The sequence below is a fragment of the Tsukamurella hominis genome, assembly GCF_965137015.1.
Taxonomy (GTDB): Bacteria; Actinomycetota; Actinomycetes; order Mycobacteriales; family Mycobacteriaceae; genus Tsukamurella; species Tsukamurella hominis.
Genome location: NZ_CBCRZG010000023.1, coordinates 14,142 through 31,382 on the forward strand (window position 1 = coordinate 14,142; position 17,241 = coordinate 31,382).

Sequence of the window (17,241 nt, forward strand, 5' to 3'; positions counted from 1 at the left end):
GACGGTGTGCCGAACGACCGCCCCGTCCTCAATCCCGACGCCCTCGCCTTCGTGACCGACCGTCACCTCGCGACGCTGAGCACCCTGCGCGCCGACGGGACGCCGCACACCGTGGCGATCGCGTTCACCTACGACCCCGCGACCGGCATCGCCCGCGTCATCACTTCCGGCGACAGCCAGAAGGCCCGCAACGCGGGCCGCGGCGGATACGCCGCGCTGACCCAGGTCGACGGCGCCCGCTGGCTCACCCTGGAGGGGCCGGCCCGGGTCCTGACCGACCCGGAGTCGGTGCGCGACGCCGAGGCCCGCTACGCGGTGCGCTACAAGCCGCCGCGGGAGAACCCGAAGCGCGTGGTGATCGAGATCGACGTGACCCGAGTGCTGGGATCGAGCACGCTCCGCGGTTGACGGACGAGAGCGGCTAGCGCGCGGGGATGTTCCCGTCCATGTCCTCCAGCGTCTTGCCCTTGGTCTCGGGCACGAACCGGTAGACGAAGAACAGCGACAGCAGCGCGAACGTCGCGTACAACCCGTAGGCCAGCGTGAGGTTGCCCTCCATCTTCGGGAAGGTCACGGTGATGGCCCAGTTGGCGGCCCACTGCGCGGCCGCAGCGAGGGAGAGCGCCGCGCCGCGGATGCGGTTCGGGAACATCTCGCCGAGCAGCACCCACACCACCGGGCCCCAGCTCACGCCGAAGAAGATCACGAACAGGTTCGCCGCGACGAGGGCGAGGACGCCGACCACCCCGGTCAGCGAGGGCTTCCCGTCGACGATCTCCGCCGTGCTGAAGCAGACCGCCATCGTGGCGAGCGAGACCGTCATGCCGATCGAGCCGATGAGCAGCAGCGGCCGGCGGCCGATCCGGTCGACCAGCATGATGGCGACGATGGTCACGATGACGTTGACGATCGAGGTGAAGACGCTGATCAGGTTCGACTGCGACTCCTCGAAACCGACGGCCTGCCACAGCATGTTCGAGTAGTAGAAGATCACGTTGATGCCCACGGCCTGCTGGAAGATCGACAGCAGCAGGCCCACCCAGACGATCGGGTAGATGCCGCCGCCGGGCCGGACCAGGTCGCGCCAGGAGTGCTTCTCCTCGCCCGCGAGGCTCTCCTCGATCCGCGTGACGGTGATGTCCATGTTCTTCTCGCCCAGGAGCATGGTGAGGACCTTCCGGGCCTCGGGGATCCGGTGCCGGGAGACCAGGTACCGCGGCGACTCGGGGATCATCGTGGACGCCACGCCGTACACGATGGCGGGGATCGCCATCACCAGGAACATCCAGCGCCAGGCCTCCATGCCCAGCCACAGGTCGTTCGACGCGCCGCCCGCCAGGGACGCCAGGAGCCAGTCGACCAGCAGCGAGAGGAAGATGCCGAGCACGATCGCCATCTGCTGCAGCGATCCCAGCCGGCCGCGGATCCGGGCCGGCGAGACCTCCGCGATGTAGGCCGGGGCGATCACCGAAGCCACGCCGACGCCGACGCCGCCGACCACGCGGAAGACGATGAGCATCCAGGTGTGAGTCGCGAACGCGCAGCCGAGCGCGCTGAGCAGGAACAGCACCGCCGCGATCTGCATGACGCGCAGGCGGCCGATCCGGTCCGCTATGCGGCCCGCCGTCATCGCGCCGGCGGCGGCGCCCAGCAGCGCGGACGCGACGGCGAAGCCGAGCGTGTAGCCGTGGATGTCGAACCGGCCCTCGATGGCCTTCGTCGCGCCGTTGATGACCGCGCTGTCGTAGCCGAAGAGGAGGCCGCCCATCGCGGCGACGACCGCGATCTGGACGACGCGGCTGCTGTTTCCGTCGCCCTCCTCGAAGATCGAGGGCCCTTCGGGCGTCCCGCCGCCGTGCGTCATGGTGCCTCCGCTGTGTCGCTCCTAGAGGATCGTCAAGCTGTGGGGCCGGGTGTTCACGCTCTCGCAGCCGTCCTCGGTGACGATGACGATATCCTCGATCCGCGCTCCCCACCGGCCACTGAAGTAGATTCCCGGCTCGATCGAGAAGGCCATGCCGGGTTCGACCGGAATGTCGTTGCCCGCAACGATGTAGGGCTCCTCGTGCACGGACAGACCGATGCCGTGCCCGGTGCGGTGTAGGAAGAACTCCCCCAGGCCGGCGCCCACGAGCAACTCGCGGCCGGCGGCGTCGATCGCCTCGGCGCTCACGCCCGGCCGCACGGCGTCGACGGAGGCCCGCTGTGCCCGCTCGAGCAGCGCGTACTGCTCCAGGACCTCCGGCGCCGGCTCGCCCATCGCATAGGTTCGCGTGCAGTCCGAGTTGTAGCCCGAGGCCAGCGGACCGCCGATGTCGACCACCACGACGTCGCCCGCCTCGACCACCCGGTCCGACACCTCGTGGTGCGGGTCGGCGCCGTGCGGTCCCGAGCCGACGATGATGAACGCGGCCTCGGTGTGCCCCTCCTCGACGATGGCGGCCGCGATGTCGTCGGCCACCTCGCGCTCCGTGCGCCCGACCTTGAGGAAGTCGCCGACCCGGGCGTGCACCCGATCGATCGCGGCGCCCGCGGCCCGCAGCTCGTCGAGCTCCGCCGGATCCTTGATCATCCGCAGTCGGCGCAGCACGCCGGTCGCCAGGCGCACGCTCAGGCCCCGGTCCAGCAGCGGTACCAGGTGCAGCGCGGGCACGGCGTCGGCGACGGCCACCGTCGACGCCCCGGAGAGGAGGCCGAGGACCAGTGCGTACGGGTCGTCACCGTCGACCCAGTCGAGGATCGAGAGCTCGACGCCGGCCGCGCGCAGCCCGGGCACCGAGGAGTCCTTGAGGATCGCCAGTTCGAGCCGCGGGACGACCAGTCCGAAGCCGGTGTCGGTGATCACCAGGGCCGTCAGCCGCTCGAAGGACTCGCTGACGATGCCCGTGAGGTAGGCGAGGTCGGGGCCGGGGGTGATGACCAGCGGGGTGCCCGCCGAGGTCGCGAGCTGCTGGGCCCGGGTGAGACGGGTCGCGTACACCGAGGCGGGAAAGGACTGGGGGTTACTCATGATCCGATTGTGACACGATGATTCCCGTGACGAACGACGCGCGCCCACTGATGCTGCTCGACTCCGCCGGGCTCTGGTTCCGGGCCTACTACGCGATCCCCGACAAGGTCACGTCGGCCGACGGTCGCTCGGTCAACGCGCTGCGCGGCTTCCTCGACATGACCTCGCAGCTCATCGCCACACATCGGCCGGGGCGCCTCGTGGCGTGCCTCGACCTGGACTGGCGCCCCGCGTTCCGGGTGGAGTTGCTGCCCACGTACAAGACCCACCGGGTCGCCGAGGACGGCGACGGCAGCGCCGAGGAGGTGCCCGACACCCTCTCGCCGCAGGTGGACATGATCCTCGAGGTGCTCGACGCCGTCGGGATCGCGACCGGCGGCGCCGTCGGCCTGGAGGCGGACGACGTGCTCGGTACCCTGGCCGCGCGCGAGCAGAACGACCCGGTCATCGTGGTCTCGGGCGACCGCGACCTGCTGCAGGTGGCCGACGACGCCGCGCCCGGCGTGCGGTGCCTGTACATCGGTCGCGGCATCGCCAAGGCCGAGATGTTCGGGCCGGCCGAGGTGGCCGAGAAGTACGGACTGCCCCTGGACCGGGCCGGCGAGGCCTACGCGGAGCTCGCCCTGCTGCGCGGCGACCCGTCCGACGGGCTGCCCGGCGTGCCCGGCATCGGCGAGAAGACGGCCTCCAAGCTGCTGCTGGAGTACGGCTCGCTCGCGGCGATCCGCGAGGCCGCGGCGCGGACCCCGTCGCCGCTGCCCGCACGCGCGGCGACGTCGATCGCGGCGTCGGCCGACTACCTCGACGCCGCCTGGGACGTCGTCTGGGTGCAGCGGGACGCGGACGTCGCCCTGTCGGGCTCCGACGCCCTGCCCCGGGAAGCACGAGATCCGCAGCGCCTGGCCGAACTGGCCGAGGAACTGCGGATCGGAGCGCAGGTGGAGCGCCTGCTCGCCGCCCTCGCGGGCTGACGGAACCGGCCCGCGGGACACCCCGCGGGCCGCCGGTATCAGGAGGGCGCGCCCACCTGGTACTTGCCGTTGTCGTCGAGCACCTTGACCTGGACGGTCTTCTCCTTGCCGCCGACGGTGGCGGTGCACGTGAAGGTCTCGCCGGACTTGACCTTGACACCGTCCGTCTTGCAGTCGACGTCCTTGGTGTCGGTCTCGTTGTAGCTGTCGGTGAGGACCCTCGTGACGCCCTCGTTGACCTTCGCGTTGTCGAACTTCTTGCCGAAGAAGGCGCCGGTGAGCCAGCCCACCAGCACGACGATCGCCACGATGAAAATGATCGCCGCGGCGGCGATGCCGACGATGAGGCCGGTCTTCGACTTCTTGGGACCGCCCAGGCCGGGCTGCCCCGGTTGGCCGAACTGCTGCCCGAACTGCTGGCCCGCGAACTGCGCCGGCTGACCCGGCTGCTGGCCGAACTGGTCCTGACCGAACTGCGGGGGCTGCTGCTGGTAGCCGCCGAACTGCTGGCCCTGCGGCTGCGGCTGCTGGCCCCACTGGCCCTGGTACTGCGGCGAGATCTGGGTCTGATCACCCGACGGAGCGCCGAAGCCCTGCTGGCCGTACTGCGGTGCGACATGGGTCTGATCCTGCGGGGGCTGCTGCTGGCCCGGCTGCTGCCACCCCTGCTGCGCCCACTGGTTCGGATCCTGCGGGTTGCTCATGTGTCCACTCCTCCCCTGTCGCCGGCCGACGGCCCGCGACGTACGCCTCTTCGGTCAAGATACCCGATCATCAGCCCGATTCCGCGACGACGCCGCGCCGGACGGCCGCGATCGCCGCGGTCGCGACGGTCGCCAATCCGGGGCGGGTGTCGAACGAGGTCTGCTTGATCTGATCGAGCAGGTCGATCACCTGTCGGCACCAGCGGACGAAGTCGCCCGCGGGAAGCGGCCGGCCCCGCTCGCCGGCCGCGAGCAGTACCGCGGCGAGCGTCCCGCCCGCGGCCCACTGGTGCATCGGGGCGACGAATCCGATGTCCGGCTCGCGGCTGGGCTCGAGGCGGTGCGCGGCCTCGGCGGCGACGATGTCGGTCCACCGGTCCGCGATGTCCCGCACGGCCGAGCGCACGGCGCCCGGAACCTTCTCGCCGGTCAGGAGCATCCCGCCGCGCTCGCCGCGCGACTCGAAGACGAGTGCGCTCACCACCGCGGCGAGGCCGGCCGGGTCGAGGCCGTCGAAGACGCCGTCCTCGATGCACTCGCACACCAGCAGGTCGGACTCGCTGTAGACGCGGGCCAGACGGTGCCCGGACTCCGTGAGCTCGGACTCGCCGTCGACGGTCTCGATGTACCCGCGGTCGCCGAGCAGCGCCACGATGCGCTCGAAGGTGACGGCCAGCGACGACGTCGTCGCGCGGACGGTCGCGGCCGATCCGGTGACCTCCCGCTCCAGCCGGGCGTAACGCTCGGCGAGCCGATCCAGCTCGGGCGCCCGCTGTCCGGTGTGCGCGGGGTGGGCCCGCATGCGCGCCCGCAGGTCGGCGAGCTGGGTGTCGGACGCGGCGGGGCGCTGCGCCTTCGCCTGCTGGCGCGGCGCGGAGATCGCGCTGTTGCGCAGGGTGGACGCAAGATCGCGCTTGCCGCGGCCCGAGCGGTAGTCCGCGTTCTTCGGCACCCGGAGCGTCCCGAGCACGGCGATGTCGCCCACGAAATCGGCGGCGCCGACGCGGCCCGACCAGCTGCTCTCGGTCACCACGACGGGCTTGGGGTCGCGGCGGTCGCCCGAGGGCTCGACGACGAGGGCGAGGCCCCGGCGCCGGCCACCGGTCACGGCGATGACGTCGCCGCGGCGGAGTTCGGCGAGCGCGGTGGCGGCCCCGTCGCGGCGGTCCGCGAGGTGTTCGCGACGCAGGGAGCGTTCCCGGGCGCGGACGGCCTCGCGCAGCCGCACGTACTCCAGGTAGTCGGCGCCGCCCGCGGCCTCGGTGATCTGGGCTCCGAGCGTCGCCAGTTCCTTCTCTCCCCGCTCGACGCGTTTCGCCAACCCGACGACGGACCGGTCGGCCTGGAATTGCGCGAAGCTGGCCTCGAGCAGGCGCTCCGCGCCGGTGCGGCCCAGGCGGTCCAGCAGGTTGATCGACATGTTGTAGCCGGGCGAGAACGAGCTGATCAGCGGGAACGTGCGCGCCCCCGCGAGCCCGGCCACCTCCTGCGGGCGCACGCCGGTCTGCCACAGCACCACCGCGTGGCCCTCGATGTCGATGCCGCGGCGGCCGGCCCGGCCCGTCAGCTGGGTGTACTCGCCCGGGGTGAGCTCGACATGCGACTCGCCGTTGTACTTGACCAGGCGCTCCAGCACGACGGTGCGCGCGGGCATGTTGATGCCCAGCGCGAGGGTCTCCGTGGCGAAGACCGCGCGCACGAGCCCTCGCACGAAGAGCTCCTCGACCGCGTGCCGGAACGCGGGCAGCATACCGGCGTGGTGTGCTGCGAAGCCGCGGAGCAGGGCCGCGCGCCACTCCTCGTAGCCGAGCAGGTCGAGGTCGGCGGGCGAGAACTCCGCGACGTGCTTGTCGACGATCCGGCCGATCTCCTCGGCCTGCTCCTGGTCCGTGAGGACCACCGGCGACCGCAGGCACTGCGTGAGCGCCTGCTCGCAGCCGGAGCGCGAGAAGACGAAGGTGATCGCCGGCAGCAGGCCCTCGGCGTCGAGCAGCGCGATGACGTCGGGCCGCGGGATGGGGCGGCGCGTCGCCTGCGGGCGGCCCCGGCCGCCGGCGCGACGCCCGGTGCGGCTGTTGATGCCCGGCTCGAAACTGCGGTCGAGCGATTCGCGCTGTTTGACGTAGCGCACCAGGTCGGCGTCGAGGACCAGGTTCTTCTGCCCGGACTCCTGCGCGGTGCGCAGGGCCTTCGTGTCGAAGAGGTCGAACAGCCTGCGCCCCACGAGCATGTGCTGCCAGAGCGGCACGGGGCGGTGCTCGTCGACGATCACCTCGGTGCTGCCCCGGACCTCGGTGATCCACGCGCCGAACTCCTCGGCATTGGAGACAGTGGCGGAGAGGCTGACCAGCCGGACGTCCTGCGGGAGGTGCAGGATCACCTCCTCCCACACCGCGCCGCGGAAGCGGTCCGCGAGGTAGTGCACCTCGTCCATCACCACGTGGCTCAGACCGTCGAGGGTGGTGGAGTTCGCGTAGAGCATGTTCCGCAGTACCTCGGTGGTCATCACGACCACGGGCGCGGAGGAGTTGATCGCGGTGTCGCCCGTCAGCAGCCCGACGTTCTGCGCGCCGTAGCGGGCGGTCAGCTCGGCGTGCTTCTGGTTGGACAGCGCCTTGATCGGTGTCGTGTAGAAGCACTTGGTGCCGGCGGCCAGGGCGAGGTGGACGGCGAACTCGCCGACCACGGTCTTGCCCGCGCCCGTCGGGGCGCACACGAGCACGCCGCGGCCCTGTTCGAGTGCGCGGCAGCCCTGGACCTGGAACGGGTCGAGGGTGAACTCGAGGGCTGCGGTGAAGCTGTCGAACTCAGAGGACGTCATCGAACCCCGAACGCGGGATCGACGTGCGCGTCAGCTTGTCGGGCCGCCCGACCGGGGCCGGGGCGGCGAGCGCGCTGCCCGACGGGCCCGCGGACGCGCCGATCGGTTGCGGGGCCGACGGTGCCGGCGACGCCGCCTCGTCGTCGAGCTCGCCCGTCCAGGCGTCTCCGCCGACGGCGCGCTTGGCCTTGCGGCGGTCGTGGAAGCGGGCGAACTGGATCGACAGCTCGAGCAGCACGGCGAGTGCCGCGCCCAGCGCGAGCATCGTGAACGGATCCCCCGACGGCGTGATCACGGCGGAGAAGATGAACATCGACAGGAGCAGGCCGCGGCGCCACTTCACCAGCTTGGCGTAGGGCAGCACGCCGACCAGGTTCAGCGCCACGATGAACAGCGGGAGCTCGAAGCTCACGCCGAAGATCGCCATCACCGTGAGCACGAAACTGAAGTACTCAGGCCCCTGCAGAGCCGTCACCTGCGTCTCGTTGCCGACCGTCAGGAAGAACCGGAAGGCGCTGGTGATCATGAAGTAGCCGAGCACCGCGCCGCTCACGAAGAGCGTGCCCGCCAGGCTGACGAAGGTCGCGGTGTAGCGCTTCTCGTTGCGGTGCAGCGCGGGGACGATGAACGCCCAGATCTGGTAGAGCCACACCGGGCACGCCAGCAGAACGCCCGTGGCGACGGCGACCTTCAGCCGCAGGTTGAACTGGTCGAAGACGCCGGTCGCGAGGAGCCTGCACTCACCGTCGCGCGTGATCTCGGCGCGCGACGTGGCGGGGAGGTCGCAGTACGGGCCGACGAGCAGGTGGCCGGTCGACGGCAGCCCGAAGGGCCCGTGGCTGTACCACCAGAAGCCGACGATCGACGTGAGGACGATCGCGGCGAGCGACCACAGCAGCCGGGCCCGGAGCTCGTAGAGGTGCTCCACGATCGACATCGTGCCGTCGGGATTGACGACGGCACGACGACGACGCGGATCGAACGGGATCTTCAAAGGGGCAGGCGGCTACGCCGACTTGTGATCGGCCTCGGACGGCTGCACCGTCTGGACGTCGATCGGCTGGTCGGTGACCTGAGCCTGCGGCTTCGGGGCGGCGGCCTTGCTGTCACCCTCGGTCTTCATCTCGTCCATCTCGCTCTTGAAGATGCGGAGCGACCGGCCGAGCCCGCGCGCCGCGTCGGGAAGCTTCTTGCCACCGAACAGGATCAGCAGGACGACGGCGATGACGATCCATGCCCAAGGAGAATGGGTGAGCCCCATGATGCTGCCTCACTAACTTCGCGAATATCTCTACTGAGACTACCGGACCGCGTCCACCCCGACCGACCGCTGACCGCCCGCCGGACATGTCCACTTCATGAATAGTTGGCGAGACCGGCGGCCGCGCGCTCGGCCACGGCGTCGGCCAGCGACTGCGGGCCGCGCACCGTCAGCTCGCCGCCGAAGCTGAGCACGAACCGCACCATCCACGCTTCCGTCGCGTACTGCATCGTCGCGGTGACCGGGCCGCCCGGTTCGTCGGTGAGCACCGTGAACGGGTGGTACTCCAGCGCCCACGCGGCCCCCGGCCCCACCTCGAGCGTCGCGGTGGTCAGCTCGTCCGCGGCGGCACCGTCGAACAGGCCGGACGCGGGCTCGACGTGCTGCGGCACCGACGCGGCCTCGTCGAGGACGACGGCCTCGTCGATGCGGTCGAGCCGGAACATCCGCAGGCCCTCACTGCTGCGGCACCAGGCCTGGAGGTAGCTGTGGCCGTCGAACGTGTCGAGGGCGATGGGGTCCACGTCGCGCTCGGTCGCGGCGTCCCGGGTGGCGGAGTAGTAGCGCAGGTGCAGCGCGCGGCCGTCGCGCAGGGCACCGCGGACGGTGCTCGCGATGGCTGCGACGGGGCCGGCGTCCTGCGCGCCGTCGATCGAGGCGACGGTGTCACGGCCGGCGCCGGCGACCGCGGCTTCCAGCTTGGCGATGGCCCGCAGTACGGCCGCGGGGTCCGCGACGCCGGGCGAGTCGGCCAGGGCCCGCAGCGCGAGCAGCAGCGACGCCGCCTCGGGGCCGGTGAGCTTGAGGGGGCGGTCCAGGTTGGCGCTGAACTCGATGTCGACGCCGGCCTCGTCGTAGTCGATCTCGATGAGGTCCCCCGGGAACATGCCGGGCAGCCCGCACATCGTGAGGCCGGTGATGTCCTTGCGCAGCTGCGCGACGGTCACGCCGAGGTCGGCCGCCGCCCGCTCGAGGTCGGCGTCCGGGTGGGTGCGGAAGTACGGGATCACGTTGAGCCAGCGCGCGAGGCGCTGCATCTGCCGGCTCGGCTGCTTCGACTGCGTGCTCATCGCTCCCCCGCCAGTGCCGTGAGCCGCTCGACCACGGCGTCGCGCAGCTGCTCCGGCTCGAAGACCACCGCGTCGGGTCCGAGGCCGCTGACCTCGCGGGCCACGGCGTCCACCGACCGCATCTCCACCGTCAGCTCCGTGCCGGGCCGGCCCCGGAAGTCACCGTCGGCCTGGGCGGACGCGAGCCGGCGCAGGCCGTCGCCCTTGCCCTGCGCGACCCACAGCCGGGCCGTGCCGACCGGGTCGCGCTCGGCGACGGTGGCCACGACGTGCGCGTGGAGGTCGAAACCCTCCGGCGGCCGGACGGTGGCGGGACTGCCGGTGACGGAGCCGCCCCGGACGCGGCTGAGCTTGAAGGTGCGCACCGCGTCACGCGCGACGTCGTGCCCGACGGCGTAGGCGCTGCCGCGGAAGGTGACCACGCCCCACGGGTGCAGCGTGCGGTCGACGTAGGGCTGCGCCGGGTTGGCGCGGTGCTCGAAGGTGACCTGGCGGCGCCGGTCCACGCCCTCGAGCATGGCGAGCAGCGCCCCCTCGGCCCCGCGGTCGGGGGCGATGCCGGGGCTCACGCCCGCGCCGGGACCGTCGACGTCCATGCCGCCGGCGCGCAGCTTCTGCACCGCGGACTGGGCCGCGGCGGACAGCTCCGGCGACTGCCACAGGGCCGAGGCCACCGCGACCGCGGTCGCCTCCTCGGGATCGAGATCGATGTCGCCGAGGGCGTACTCGTCGAGCGCGATGCGGTAGCCGACGGCGGAGTTGATCCGGGACACGGGGGCGACCTCGATGGGGACGCCGAGTTCGCGCAGGTCCGCCTTGTCGCGCTCGAACATCCGCTCGAAGGCCTCGTCGTCCGAGTCCGGGTCGTACCCGAAGACGTTCGCCCGGATGTAGTCCCGATCGAGCGGTCGTTGCGTGTACAGAAGGCATATCACCAGGTTGGTGAGACGCTCGATCCGCGAAGTTGCCACGTGTCGATCTTACGTTCTATGCGCGCGCTCGGCCCGGATCGACGCGATGTCGCGTCACATCGACGCGATCAGCCGCTCGACGCGCTCGTCGACGTTCCGGAACGGGTCCTTGCACAGCACCGTGCGCTGCGCCTGGTCGTTGAGCTTGAGGTGCACCCAGTCGACGGTGAAGTCGCGGCCCGCCGCCTGCGCGGCGGTGATGAAGTCGCCGCGCAGCTTCGCGCGGGTGGTCTCCGGCGGGTTCTTCACCGCGGCGTCGACGGCCTCGTCGGTGGTGACCCGCGCGGCCAGCCCGCGGCGCTGGAGCACGTCGAAGACGCCGCGCCCGCGCTTGATGTCGTGGTACGCGAGGTCCAGCTGCGCGATCTTCGGATCGGACAGGTCCATCGAGTACTTGTCCAGGTAGCGCTGGAAGAGCTTGCGCTTGATCACCCAGTCGATCTCGGTGTCGATGCCCGAGAAGTCCTGCGTCTCGACGGCGTCGAGGGTGCGGCCCCACAGGTCGACGACGCGGCTGAGCTGCTCATCGGGCTCGCGGGTGGCGAGGTACTCGACCGCCTTGGCGTAGTACTCGCGCTGGATGTCCAGCGCGCCCGCCTGCCGACCGCCCGCGAGCCGCACCTCGTGCCGGCCCGTGGTGTCGTGGCTGACCTCACGGATGGCCCGGATCGGGTTGTCGAGCGAGAAGTCGCGGAACTGGACGCCGGCCTCGATCATCTCGAGCACGAGGTGGGCGGTTCCCACCTTGAGCATCGTCGTGGTCTCGGACATGTTCGAGTCGCCCACGATCACGTGCAGGCGGCGGTACTTCTCGGCGTCGGCGTGCGGCTCGTCGCGGGTGTTGATGATGGGCCGGCTGCGGGTGGTGGCGCTCGAGACGCCCTCCCAGATGTGCTCGGCGCGCTGACTCAGGCAGTAGGTCGCGTTCTTGGGCGTGAGCAGCACCTTCCCGGCGCCGCAGATGAGCTGCCGGGTCACCAGGAAGGGCAGCAGCACGTCGGCGATGCGGGAGAACTCCCCGACGCGACTCACGAGGTAGTTCTCGTGGCACCCGTACGAGTTGCCCGCCGAATCGGTGTTGTTCTTGAACAGGTAGATGTCACCGCCGATGCCCTCGTCCTGCAGCCGCTGCTCCGCGTCGAGCAGGAGGTCCTCCAGGACCCGCTCGCCGGCCTTGTCGTGCGTGACCAGCTGGAGCACCGAATCGCACTCCGCGGTGGCGTACTCGGGGTGGCTGCCCACGTCGAGGTAGAGGCGCGAGCCGTTCTGGAGGAAGACGTTCGAGCTGCGGCCCCAGGAGACCACGCGCCGGAACAGGTACCGGGCGATCTCGTCGGGGCTCAGTCGACGGTGCCCGTGAAAAGTACACGTGACACCGAACTCGGTCTCGATTCCCATGATTCGGCGCTGCACGTCACGAACATACCCCGCGGTCCGGCTCAGGCGTCGGAGCCCCGTCGTGCCCGGACGCCGTCGAGTTGGAAACCGAGGTGCCGGCGCCAGCGTCGGTCGTCGCCGGGGGTCGCGTGGATCACCGCGGCGACCGCCACCATGAGTGCCCCGAGGTCCTCGTGATCGAAGTCGAGGCGGACCACCCCGGCCGCGTGTGCGCGGTCCAGGACCGACCGGACGGCGCTGCCGGAGCGGCCGCACTCGGCCATCAGGTCCACGTCGCCGAGTGGTCCGCGGGCCATCGCCTCGTTGGCGGCGCGATCCGTCGCCTGGCCGGCGAACATCGCCTCCAAGAAGCCGGTGAAGCCGGTCCACGGATCGCTCTCGGCGGCGCTCTCTCCCGCGAGGCGCTCGAGCTCGGCGAGGCGCTCGGGTAGCAGTTCGTCGAGCAGGGCGCCCCGGTCCGGGAAGTTGTTGTAGAGCGTGCCGATGCTGACCCCGGCCTCCTTGGCGATCCGGTCGAGCGGCACGTCGATACCGTGCGCCGCGAACAGTCGCATCGCGGCGTCGAGCAGCTTCTGCCGGTTGCGGACCGCGTCCGCGCGGGGTGCCATGCTCCGAGGATAGCGATATTGAGAGAGGCCTCAACTTCTGGTACTAAGTTGAGTATGACCTCAACTACGGAGCAACCCGTTCTTCTCGTCGTCGGCGCCGGCCCCGGGCTCGGCATGGCGGTCGCCCGTGCCTTCGGGCGGCGCGGCTACCGCGTGGCGCTCGCGTCCCGGTCCGCGGACCGTCATCCCGGGTACGTCGAGGAACTGCAGGGCCTCGGCGTCGACGCGGCCGCGTTCCGGGTCGACGTCTCCGTGCCCGGTGCGGTCGCCGACCTCGTGGCGCGGGTGCGCGAGCGCTTCGGGCGCATCGACGTCGCGTACTACGGCGCCGCCGCGCCGGTCGGGATGGGACCGATCACCGAGCTCCGGCCCGACGGTGCCGCCGCCGCGCTCGCGACCGTCGCACCCGCCGTCGAATTCGCCGGCGCCGTGCTGCCCGAGCTGCGCGTCCACGGCGGGGCCGTCGTCTTCGTCGGCGGCCTCAGCGCGACGGTCCCCATGCCCGACGTCGGCGCCCTCGCGCTGGTGGCGGCCGCCTACCGGGCCTACGCGCTCAACCTGCACGCGGCACTGCGGCCGGAGGGCGTCTACGCGGGAACGCTCACCGTCGGCGGAATGATCGACGGCGGTGACCTCGCCGCCGCGACGCGTGCGAACGCGCCCGATGCGGACCTTGCGGCGATCACCCTCCGGCCCGACGAGCTGGCCGAGCGGGTGTGGCGGATGACGGACGACCGCGCGAACGGCGAGGTCGTCGTCGACGTGATCAGCTGACCGCCGCGGCGACCGGCACCGTCGTGGGGAGCGTCCCGGTGCGCCGGCGGTGATCGACGCGGTACGCCACGATCGCGAGCGGCACGAGCGCCGCGCTGGGCACGAGGAAGGCGGCGACGAGGGCCTCGGGCGGCAGGAACTCCCCCATCGTCGCGGAGAAGACCAGGTTGAACCCGGCGTGCGCGATCGACGTCGGCCAGATGCTCCCGGAGCCGTACCACAGTGTGCTCCACACGATCTCGAGCAACACCGACATCAGGATCCAGAGCGGGATGAGCAGCAGGACGTCGCGCAGGGGCGGCTGGAAGCTGAAGTAGCCCACCGAGGCCAGCGGCCAGTGCCACGCGCCCCAGATCGCGCCCGTCAGCGCGGACGCCGCCGTGGGGCGCTCCCGCAGCGCGGGGACATCGGCGATCGCGCCGCGCAGGTAGGCGGTCCACCCGAACTCCTCGCCGAAGAAGACCGGCGCCAGCACCACCATGATCAGTGGGCCGAAGGCCACGGCCTGCAGGTGCGCGGGGATCCCGTCCGCGGGCATCGTCATCACGCCGGTCGCGAAGCCCAGCGGCAGCGCGATCGCCAGCAACACCAGCGGGATTGCGAGGGCGGCCAGGTACCACCGCCACTGCGCCCGGAGCTGCGGCCGCAGACCGGCGCCCGCCATGCCCTGCCGGGTGATCCACAGGCGCACGACGAGGGCGGCGACGGCGGGGAGGAACGCCGCGGTGATCAGTTGGATAGCCGGATCGTCCAGCGGATGCCCCAACCCGTACGCGGCGAGCCACATCCCCCAGGACGGCACGAAGGTGAGCGCGAGGAACCAGGCGATGCCCCGCCGGTGCACAGAGGTGTCGGTCATGCCTCCAGCACACCGGATCGACGGTCCCCGGTCACGGGCGCGGACGCCCGATTCCGGGGTGGTGCCAGCGCTACCGCGTCAACCGAGCAGCTCCGCCACCCGTGCGTCCGAGAGCCGCTTGAAGGCGCGACGCGGGCGGGTGTGGTCCAGGATCGCGACCTCGAGCTCGCCCGCGGCGAAGGTCTTCGGCTCTGCCGTCGTGGCCGACCCGTTCGACGGTGCCGGCGCGCTCAGCGCCTTCACCGCGAGCGCCACGGCGCCGGACAGATCGAGATCGTCGGCGTAGCCCTCGCTGAGCACCGGCGTGATCGACTCCGTCTGCCCGCCCATGACCACGAACTGCTTCTCGTCGCCCACGGAGCCGTCGTAGCCCACGCGGTACAGCCGCGAGCCGGTGTTGTCGGGCGTCCCGACCTCGGCGACGCACAGCTCCACCTCGTAGGGCTTGGCCTGCTCGGTGAAGACCGTGCCCAGCGTGGAGGCGTACGCGTTGGTCAGCGACCAGCCGGTCACGTCGCGTCGCGAGTACTGGTAGCCGCGGGTGTCGGCGAACTGGATGCCCGCGCGGCGCAGCGACTCGAACTCGTTGTACTTGCCCACGGCGGCGAAGCCGATGCGGTCGTAGATCTCGCTGATCTTGTTCAGCGAGCTCGGATTGTCGGCGACGAAGACCACCCCGTCGACGTACTTGAGCACCACGACGCTGCGCCCGCGGGCGATGCCCTTGCGCGCCAGCTCCGAGCGATCGCGCATGATCTGCTCGGCGGAGGCGTAGTAGGGGAACGTCACTCCTGGCCTCCCCTCGCCGCGATCACCCGGTCCGTGGCGGCGGCCACGTCCTCCTCGGCGACCTCCACGGCACCGTCGGCCGTGATGACGATCGCCGTCGGGTAGAGCTTGCGGAGGACGTCCGGCCCGCCCGTGGCGGTGTCGTCGTCCGCGGCGTCGAACAGGGCCTCCGCCGCGACGTCGAGCGCACCGTCGGCGTCGAGGCCGGGGCGGAAGCGCTTCTTGATCGACGACTTCGCCCACGCGGAGCCCGAGCCGATCGAGTGGTAGCCCACCTCGTCGTGCCAGTCCCCGGTGACGTCGTAGGAGACGATCCGGCCGCGGGACTCGGCCTCGTCGAAACCGACCAGCAGCGGCACCGCGGCGAGGCCCTGCAGGGCGGCGCCGAAGTTGCTGCGCACCATCCCGGCCAGGCGGTTCGCCTTGCCGTCGAAGGTCAGGGGCACGCCCTCGATCTTCTCGTAGTGCTCCAGCTCCACCGTGAAGAGCTTGACGATCTGCTTGGCGATCCCCGCCGTGCCGGCGATGCCCACCGCGGTCAGCTCGTCGGTGACGAAGGTCTTGACGATGTCGCGCTGCGCGATGAGATTGCCCATGGTGGCCCGGCGGTCACCGGCGAGCAGCACGCCGCCGTCGAAGGCCACGGCGACGATCGTGGTGCCGTGCGGGACGTCCGGCGCACCGTCGGGCCCGTTACCCCGGCCGGGCAGCGCCTCGGGCGCCACTGCGGCGAGGTGCTCGACGAACGACGACCCGCCGTGCAGCGGCGTCACTGGCCGCCCTTCTGCACGTACGCGCGCACGAAGTCCTCGGCGTTCTCCTCGAGCACGTCGTCGATCTCGTCGAGCAGATCGTCCGTCTCGTCGGTCAGCTTCTCGATGCGCTCCTGGCCGGCACCCGACGGTGCACCCGTGGCATCCTCGTCGTCTCCGCCGCCGCCACGCTTGACCTGCTCCTGCGCCATCTCGCTGCCTCCTTAGCGACCGAATCCGGGCCGCACGACCCGATGTGCCAACACTACCGGCCTACACTGCTCCCGTGGATCCGTACACGCCGCCCGGCATGCCCGAACCGGTGCTCGTGAGCATCGGCGACATCCATTGCACCCGAACCGACGTGATCACCCCTGTGGGTACGTTCCCGGTGCAGGGGTCGCAGTGGACGGTCACCGATCACAGTGTCACGACCTCCACGATCCCCGGCTGGGCGATCGCCGTCGCGATCCTCGGCATCCCCGTCATGTGTATCTTCTCGCTGTTCTTCCTCCTGGTGAAGGAAACGACGACGCAGGGTTTCACGCAGGTCACCGTCTTCGGTCCGGAGGGGCGCTCCTTCACGACCACTGTGCCGGTGCACTCCTACGCGGCCGTGCAGGACGCCTTCAACCGCGTCGGCTACGCCCGGAACCTCGCCACCGGCATGTAGCCCGACGGTCCGCCGTTCCTCCCGCGGGGGTTCTTCGCCGAGTAGGGGGTTGCAACCCGATGATCAGCGAGAAACACCCGCGTGAGCGAGCCGTGATCGCGGAACGTGGCGCGCCTCCTCAGGCGGGGCGGAGGCGGACCACCGGGATCGGGCGCGACGTCGTGCGCTGGTAGGCGGCGTAGCGGCCACCGTTGTTCGCGTCGGCGAGATCCCAGAGCCGCTGGTAGTCGGTGTCGCCGGGCTTGAGCGCCTCGACGGTGGCCGGGAAGCGGTCGGTACCGACCTGCACGTCGACGGTGCCGGCCGCCACCATGTTGTGGAACCACGCCGGGTTCCGCGGGGCACCGCCCTTCGAGGCGACGACGATGTAGTCGTCACCGTCGCGCACGTAGGTCAAGACCGTGGTGCGCGGCTCGCCGGACTTCGCCCCGACGGTGCGCACGATGAGGCTGGGGACCCCGAAGAGCAGCTTGTGCCCGACGCGGCCGCCGGAGCGCACGTACAGCTCGCCGTGCGCCTTGAGCACCTCCGGGAAGGCCTTGGCGTAGAGCTTCCCCACCGCGCGACCGATGTCCATGGC

At 71.1% G+C, this 17,241-nt stretch carries 19 protein-coding genes; 4 read left to right on the forward strand and 15 right to left on the reverse strand.

Annotated elements, in window-relative coordinates; genetic code table 11:
• The first annotated feature begins 6 nt into the window (after positions 1-6).
• Positions 7-408 carry a PPOX class F420-dependent oxidoreductase gene (locus tag ACM9LD_RS21160; protein WP_415678509.1) on the forward strand — a complete coding sequence of 134 codons (402 nt, stop codon included), beginning with the start codon at positions 7-9 and terminating at the stop codon, positions 406-408.
• A 13-nt stretch (positions 409-421) separates the two neighbouring features.
• On the opposite strand, the gene ACM9LD_RS21165 is transcribed toward ACM9LD_RS21160, so the two are convergent.
• Both ACM9LD_RS21165 and ACM9LD_RS21170 read right to left on the reverse strand, forming a co-directional pair.
• Positions 422-1,864 (reverse strand): sugar porter family MFS transporter, encoded by a 1,443-nt coding sequence (locus ACM9LD_RS21165; protein ID WP_415678510.1) that lies wholly within the window; start codon positions 1,862-1,864, stop codon positions 422-424.
• Between the two features lie 21 nt (positions 1,865-1,885).
• A complete protein-coding gene (locus ACM9LD_RS21170) occupies positions 1,886-3,010 on the reverse strand; it encodes a M24 family metallopeptidase (RefSeq protein WP_415678511.1) in 1,125 nt (374 codons plus the stop codon).
• Between the two features lie 17 nt (positions 3,011-3,027).
• On the opposite strand from ACM9LD_RS21170, the gene ACM9LD_RS21175 reads away from it, so the two are divergent.
• A complete protein-coding gene (locus tag ACM9LD_RS21175) occupies positions 3,028-3,981 on the forward strand; it encodes a 5'-3' exonuclease (RefSeq protein WP_415678512.1) in 954 nt (317 codons plus the stop codon).
• Positions 3,982-4,019: 38 nt separating this feature from the next.
• On the opposite strand, the gene ACM9LD_RS21180 is transcribed toward ACM9LD_RS21175, so the two are convergent.
• From ACM9LD_RS21180 to ACM9LD_RS21215, 8 genes are all read right to left on the reverse strand, one after another.
• Positions 4,020-4,685 (reverse strand): DUF4333 domain-containing protein, encoded by a 666-nt coding sequence (locus tag ACM9LD_RS21180; RefSeq protein WP_415678513.1) that lies wholly within the window; start codon positions 4,683-4,685, stop codon positions 4,020-4,022.
• Positions 4,686-4,755: 70 nt separating this feature from the next.
• Entirely contained in the window at positions 4,756-7,506 is a 2,751-nt protein-coding gene (locus ACM9LD_RS21185) for a DEAD/DEAH box helicase (RefSeq protein ID WP_415678514.1), read from the reverse strand.
• Positions 7,493-8,500 carry a twin-arginine translocase subunit TatC gene (gene tatC / locus ACM9LD_RS21190; RefSeq protein ID WP_415678515.1) on the reverse strand — a complete coding sequence of 336 codons (1,008 nt, stop codon included), beginning with the start codon at positions 8,498-8,500 and terminating at the stop codon, positions 7,493-7,495. The genes ACM9LD_RS21185 and tatC overlap by 14 nt, the downstream gene beginning before the upstream one ends.
• 12 nt (positions 8,501-8,512) lie before the next feature.
• Positions 8,513-8,767 carry a Sec-independent protein translocase subunit TatA gene (gene tatA, locus ACM9LD_RS21195; RefSeq protein WP_224647164.1) on the reverse strand — a complete coding sequence of 85 codons (255 nt, stop codon included), beginning with the start codon at positions 8,765-8,767 and terminating at the stop codon, positions 8,513-8,515.
• Between the two features lie 95 nt (positions 8,768-8,862).
• Positions 8,863-9,837 (reverse strand): helix-turn-helix transcriptional regulator, encoded by a 975-nt coding sequence (locus ACM9LD_RS21200; protein ID WP_415678516.1) that lies wholly within the window; start codon positions 9,835-9,837, stop codon positions 8,863-8,865.
• The gene (locus tag ACM9LD_RS21205; RefSeq protein WP_415678517.1) at positions 9,834-10,808 is read right to left on the reverse strand and encodes a helix-turn-helix transcriptional regulator; all 975 of its coding nucleotides are present in this window, start codon (positions 10,806-10,808) and stop codon (positions 9,834-9,836) included. The genes ACM9LD_RS21200 and ACM9LD_RS21205 overlap by 4 nt, the downstream gene beginning before the upstream one ends.
• Before the next feature lie 54 nt (positions 10,809-10,862).
• Complete coding sequence (pafA, locus tag ACM9LD_RS21210; protein WP_415678518.1) at positions 10,863-12,221, reverse strand: Pup--protein ligase; 1,359 nt, start codon at positions 12,219-12,221, stop codon at positions 10,863-10,865.
• A 26-nt stretch (positions 12,222-12,247) separates the two neighbouring features.
• Entirely contained in the window at positions 12,248-12,814 is a 567-nt protein-coding gene (locus ACM9LD_RS21215; RefSeq protein ID WP_415678519.1) for a TetR/AcrR family transcriptional regulator, read from the reverse strand.
• Between the two features lie 54 nt (positions 12,815-12,868).
• On the opposite strand from ACM9LD_RS21215, the gene ACM9LD_RS21220 reads away from it, so the two are divergent.
• Positions 12,869-13,588, forward strand: a complete 720-nt coding sequence (locus ACM9LD_RS21220) for an SDR family NAD(P)-dependent oxidoreductase (RefSeq protein WP_415678520.1) — start codon at positions 12,869-12,871, stop codon at positions 13,586-13,588.
• Here ACM9LD_RS21220 and ACM9LD_RS21225 read toward each other — a convergent pair.
• From ACM9LD_RS21225 to ACM9LD_RS21240, 4 genes are all read right to left on the reverse strand, one after another.
• The gene (locus ACM9LD_RS21225; RefSeq protein ID WP_415678521.1) at positions 13,581-14,447 is read right to left on the reverse strand and encodes a CPBP family intramembrane glutamic endopeptidase; all 867 of its coding nucleotides are present in this window, start codon (positions 14,445-14,447) and stop codon (positions 13,581-13,583) included. The two genes, ACM9LD_RS21220 and ACM9LD_RS21225, sit on opposite strands and share 8 nt — an antisense overlap.
• A gap of 78 nt (positions 14,448-14,525) precedes the next feature.
• Positions 14,526-15,236: a proteasome subunit alpha gene (prcA, locus tag ACM9LD_RS21230; RefSeq protein WP_415678522.1), complete on the reverse strand. Its 711-nt coding sequence runs from the start codon at positions 15,234-15,236 to the stop codon at positions 14,526-14,528.
• Entirely contained in the window at positions 15,233-16,009 is a 777-nt protein-coding gene (gene prcB, locus ACM9LD_RS21235) for a proteasome subunit beta (protein ID WP_415678523.1), read from the reverse strand. Before prcB ends, prcA begins: the two co-directional genes overlap by 4 nt.
• Positions 16,006-16,200, reverse strand: coding sequence for a ubiquitin-like protein Pup (locus ACM9LD_RS21240; RefSeq protein WP_224647175.1), 195 nt, complete (start codon positions 16,198-16,200; stop codon positions 16,006-16,008). The genes prcB and ACM9LD_RS21240 overlap by 4 nt, the downstream gene beginning before the upstream one ends.
• Before the next feature lie 74 nt (positions 16,201-16,274).
• Here ACM9LD_RS21240 and ACM9LD_RS21245 point away from each other — a divergent pair, with 74 nt between their 5' ends.
• Complete coding sequence (locus ACM9LD_RS21245; RefSeq protein ID WP_415678524.1) at positions 16,275-16,661, forward strand: hypothetical protein; 387 nt, start codon at positions 16,275-16,277, stop codon at positions 16,659-16,661.
• 118 nt (positions 16,662-16,779) lie between these two features.
• Here ACM9LD_RS21245 and ACM9LD_RS21250 read toward each other — a convergent pair whose 3' ends face one another.
• Positions 16,780-17,238 (reverse strand): nitroreductase family deazaflavin-dependent oxidoreductase, encoded by a 459-nt coding sequence (locus tag ACM9LD_RS21250; protein ID WP_415678525.1) that lies wholly within the window; start codon positions 17,236-17,238, stop codon positions 16,780-16,782.
• Between the last annotated feature and the right edge of the window lie 3 nt (positions 17,239-17,241).